Here is a 1,033-nt window from a genome sequence, read left to right as displayed (position 1 = left end):
TCGGGTTTCCGATCCCGATCATTCTGGCGCTGGCCTTCAACGAGGTCCGAAACGGCTTCTTCAAGAAGCTGTCCCAGACGGTGACGTACGCACCGCACTTCATTTCCATGGTCGTTATGGCCGGGATGATTATCACGTTCCTTTCGCCGTCGACGGGGATCGTCACCCACATGATCGAGGGTCTGGGCCTGAAATCACCGGACTTCCTCACCGACCCGCGCTGGTTCAAGACGATGTACGTCTTCTCGGACGTGTGGCAGAGCGCCGGCTGGGGCACGATCATCTATCTCGCCGCGCTCTCGGGCGTTGATCCGGGGCTGCATGAGGCGGCGATTATCGACGGGGCCTCGCGCTTCCAGCGCTTGCGGCACATCAACATCCCGGTGCTGGTCCCGACGATGACCATCCTGCTCATCCTGAATATGGGCAGCCTGCTCGGGGTCGGCTTTGAGAAAATCCTGCTGCTGCAAAACCCGCTCAACATGAGCTCGTCGGACGTCATTTCCACCTTCGTCTACCGCTCGGGTCTGGTGGATGCGCAGTACAGCTTCTCGACCGCCATCGGCCTGTTCAACTCGGTCATCAATGCGGTATTGCTCATCGTCGTCAATCAGATCGTCCGCCGTACGAGCGAGAACAGTTTGTGGTAGAGAGGAGGGGCTTCGATGTTATCCGGAGTCAGAGAAACCCGGCGGGATAAAGTTTTTCTCGCCTTCAATTACCTGTATGTGTTTCTGGCGTTTCTAATCGTGTTCTACCCGCTGGTGTACATGGTCAGCGCCTCCATCAGCGACCCGAAAGCGGTCGGGTCGGGGGAGATGTGGCTGTGGCCGAAAGGCATTACGTTTGACGGCTACAAGCGGGTGTTCGAGAACACAAGCATCTGGACGGGGTATGGCAACACAATTCTGTACACCGTGGTCGGGACCGCGATCAACCTGCTCGTGACGCTGCCGGCGGCGTATGCGCTGAGCCGCAAGGACTTTGTCGGCCGCAACTTCTTTATGGGCATGTTCATGGTCACGATGTTTTT

Annotated in this window: 2 protein-coding genes; both read left to right on the top strand. The window is 57.7% G+C overall.

What is annotated here, in order from left to right; translation table 11 throughout:
- A partial coding sequence (locus tag BCV73_RS34645; protein WP_089550505.1) for an ABC transporter permease occupies positions 1-650 on the top strand: 650 nt, incomplete at its 5' end.
- A 15-nt stretch (positions 651-665) separates the two neighbouring features.
- A partial coding sequence (locus BCV73_RS34640; protein WP_143811958.1) for an ABC transporter permease family protein occupies positions 666-1,033 on the top strand: 368 nt, incomplete at its 3' end.

Source organism: Paenibacillus sp. SSG-1 (assembly GCF_002224835.1).
Taxonomy (GTDB): Bacteria; Bacillota; Bacilli; order Paenibacillales; family Paenibacillaceae; genus Paenibacillus_AQ; species Paenibacillus_AQ favisporus.
This window is presented reverse-complemented; position numbering and strand designations above follow the sequence as displayed.